This is a genomic window from Phycisphaerae bacterium, assembly GCA_012729815.1.
Taxonomy (GTDB): domain Bacteria; phylum Planctomycetota; class Phycisphaerae; order JAAYCJ01; family JAAYCJ01; genus JAAYCJ01.
Window position 1 is genome coordinate 1 of the sequence record JAAYCJ010000264.1, and the last position, 3,570, is coordinate 3,570.

The 3,570-nt window shown below is 65.4% G+C and carries 3 protein-coding genes; 2 read left to right on the plus strand and 1 reads right to left on the minus strand.

What is annotated here, in order from left to right; translation table 11 throughout:
- On the plus strand, window positions 1-1,932 hold a 1,932-nt coding region (locus tag GXY33_17185), incomplete at its 5' end, for an SUMF1/EgtB/PvdO family nonheme iron enzyme (GenBank protein ID NLX06873.1).
- On the opposite strand, the gene GXY33_17190 is transcribed toward GXY33_17185, so the two are convergent.
- On the minus strand, window positions 1,922-2,641 hold the full coding sequence (locus GXY33_17190; GenBank protein NLX06874.1) for a phosphoribosyltransferase: 720 nt from the start codon (window positions 2,639-2,641) through the stop codon (window positions 1,922-1,924). The two genes, GXY33_17185 and GXY33_17190, sit on opposite strands and share 11 nt — an antisense overlap.
- 327 nt (window positions 2,642-2,968) lie before the next feature.
- On the opposite strand from GXY33_17190, the gene GXY33_17195 reads away from it, so the two are divergent.
- Window positions 2,969-3,570, plus strand: a 602-nt coding sequence (locus GXY33_17195; protein NLX06875.1) for a hypothetical protein, incomplete at its 3' end; no start/stop codon positions are given.

A 3,570-nucleotide genomic window follows, 5' to 3' on the forward strand; every position in this document is an offset into this window, starting at 1 on the left:
CCCTCACCTCCCCCACCGCCGCCGCCCGGCTACCACAGCCTGACCGCCACCGTCGCCGCCGGCCAGGGTTCGGTCTCGCCCGACTACGCCGTCTACGAGGAAGGGACCGTGGCCACCGTCACCGCCGCACCGGCTGAGGGCTACGGCGTGATGCGCTGGACCGGCACCGACGACGATGCCTCCACCGCCCGGACCAACACCGTCACCATGGACGCCGACAAGACGGTGACCGTCGAATTCGAGCCGCGCCCGTGGGCCGCCACTCCACTCTTCAGCCCCGGCGGACAGACGTTCCGCGGCTCGATCGACGTGAGCATCTCCTGCGATACGCCGGACGCGCAGATATTCTACACCACCAACGGCAGCCCGCCCGGCCTGACCAGCCCGGAGTACACCGAGCCGCTGACGCTGACGAGCACCACCGTGCTCAAAGCCGTGGCCTATCATCCCGCGATGGAACTCAGCGCCATCGCCGAGGCGACCTTCACCGAGCTGCCGTCGGTGGAACTGACACTGCACCGTGTCTCCGACATCACCGGCATCCAGCACACAGCGGACCCGGGACAACCGCAGACCGTCTTCGCTCCCGGCGAAACCGCCCGCGTCACGCTGACCGCCGCCAACGTCGGTGGAGCCTTTCCCGCCCTCTGCACGCTGGTGATCGCACCGCAAACCGCCCACGCCGCGCCCATCTACGACAGCCACGACCCAGCCACGACCAACAGCACCGAGATCGAGGACGTATCGGGCGGCCTGACCGAAGACGATACGCAATACTACAGCTTCGACCTGGTCATTCCCGAAACCGCGGACGGCCCGTACGACCTGCTCGGCTCGATCCGCCACGCGGACTCCTGGCCGACGCTCTACGAAACCACGCTGGCCGGACCGGATACGACAGACGTCGAAACGGCCTGGATCGCCGCCCTCGAAGTCATTCCCGAAGGCAGCAACACCGAACCGACCGCAGCCTTCCTCGCCGCCACCAGCGTGCTGACCGTCTACGTGGACGCTTCGAGTTCAACCGACCCGCAGGATGCACTGGGCGAACTGGCCGTTCGGTGGGACTGGACCGACGATGGAACCTGGGACACCGACTGGACCACGGTCAAGACCGGCTCGCACGCCTACGAGACCCTCGGCACCTACACCGTACGCCTCGAGGTCCGCGACAGCGGCGGCCTCTCGAACCAGACCACGCGAAACGTCACCCTCACCGGCGGCGCCTCCACCATCACCATCCCATGCGACGAAACCAGCGTCGAGATGCAGATGGTGCGGATTGCAGCGGGCTCGTTCGTCATGGGAGCGCCGACCGGCATCGGCTGGTCCGATGAACACCCGCAGCACACGGTGCAGATCACCAAGCCGTTCTACGTCGGCAAGTTCGAGGTCACCCAGAAGCAGTACCACGCGGTGATGGGCGTCAACCCAAGCCAGTTCATCGGCAACGACCGCCCGGTCGAAAAGGTCTCGTGGTTCGACGCGAAGACATTCTGCCAGCGACTCTCGGATCGCACCGGCCGAACCGTCCGCCTGCCCACCGAAGCCGAGTGGGAATACGCCTGCCGCGCCGGCGGCAGCACCAACTACTGCTACGGCGACGACCCCAATCAGCTCGGCTCGGTCGCCTGGTTCGGCGAGAACTCAGCCGACGCCACGCACGTGGTCGGCGGCAAAGACGCCAACGCCTGGGGCCTACACGACCTGCACGGCAACGTCTGGGAATGGTGCGCCGACTGGTACGACGCCGACTACTACCAGGTCTCTCCGCAGAACGACCCAGCCGGCCCGCCGTCCGGCGCCTACCGCGTGCTCCGCGGCGGATCGTTCCTCAGCATCGCCTACGACTGCCGCGCCAGCGGCCGCGATCGCTCCCGTCCGCTGGGCGCCAGCTACAGCTACGGCTTCCGAGTGGTCTTCACCGATTAGCCGAGGAACGGAACGTCTCAAACTCGGCCAGCAACGCCCGGACTTCGTCCTCCGAGACGTCATACCACTCCTCGTAGGCGTCGGCTACCGCGAACTGCCAGCCGTGCCGCAGGTTCGGACAGTAGACGGCCTCCGCGACCTGGGCCACCGACGCAGCGGCTTGTTCGTGCGCCGTCGGCGTCGCCGCCAGAATCTCCCGGCACCGCTGATTCCGCAACGCCTGGACCGCGACCTTCATCGTGAACCCGGAGGCCAACCCGTCGTCCACCAGAATGACCGTTCGGCCGGATAGCTCCGGTATCGGTTGATCGCCCCGAAGCTCACGGCTCCGTCGTCGGACCTTTTCCCGCGTGCGAGTAATTCCCTCTTGGATCTGATCGTCGGAAAGCCCCAGGTCTGGCAGGAGTTTCTCGTTGAGCATCACCGTCCCGTCGAACGCCACCGCGCCGTAGCCGGACTCGGTGCTCCAAGGCAGCGTGATCTTGCTGACCACCGCCAGGTCGAGGGCCAACTCCAGTTCGCGGGCGACCGTCACGCCCACCGGCACCCCTCCCGCCGGCACCGCCATCACCAGGGCGCCGGAACCGCGGCAATCCTCCAGCATGTTCGCCAGATGCATTCCCGCGTCGGCCCGGTCGCGAAACACGTGAAAACTGTTGCGCAGTTGCGGCAGATCGTGGATCAACAGCTCTTGGCGAGAACCGGCCATATTCATCCCCCTCGGTGCGACACGCTGGTTCGCCCCTCTGAACAATTATACGCGTGATATTATCACCCGCTGAATGGCGCGGCCCACAAGAGCGAAACGGTATTGACACAGCACTTGGATGTATGGTAGAATGCAGGGATCGTAGGGAGACGTGTGTTCCGCAGTAGTCCTGCGGCGCACAAGGGAGAGAAGCCAGAGAGGAGAGAGAGGACGCAGCGGGCGCCTGATTCTTCACTTCTTATGTCTGCTTCTCCTGATAGCGGTTAGCGTTCGGGTGCTTCTGGAGAGGAAGCCCTCGATCCGCGAGTGGTGAGTGGAGAGAGAAACATGAAGAACACGTTGTTTCTGGGTGGACTGTGCGCGCTGGCGGTGGCGGGGCTATGGGGCCAGACGGCGGCGGCGATGATCCAGTATTCCGGGCAACTCAGCACCGCCGACGGCGGACTCAGCGGCACCGGAATCTGGTTCTGGGACGGCGCCACCCTCGCCTGGACGGTCAGCCGCGACGACGACCAGCCGTGGTGCTACCAGTACACCCTGAACGTCCAGCGCGGCGAGGTCAGCCACCTGATCGTCGAAGCCTCCGACAGCTTCACCAGCCAGAACATCTTCGGTGCCCAGGGCCCCTTCGGATCGATCGAAATCAAGACCTTCAAGCCCGGCGGCAGCCAGCCAAACATGCCCGATAATATCTACGGCATCAAGTTCGACGACGCACGGGACACGGACTTCACCGTCCGCTTTTACAGTTGGCGAAGCCCCGTCTGGGGCGACCTGTACGCCAAGGATGGAAAGGTCGGCGGCGTGTTCAACGCCCTGTGGAACAGCGGGCTGACCTGCCCCGACACCGATCCGGATGCGGCACCCTCCTCAGGCTCCCTGGCCTATCACGTCCTGGTGCCCGATACGGTCGAGGTGCCCGAACCGGC

Excerpts from the sequence above, each read along its gene's own strand:
- GXY33_17190 (NLX06874.1), bottom strand. The coding sequence starts at position 2,641 with ATGGCCGGTTCTCGCCAAGAGCTGTTGATCCACGATCTGCCGCAACTG.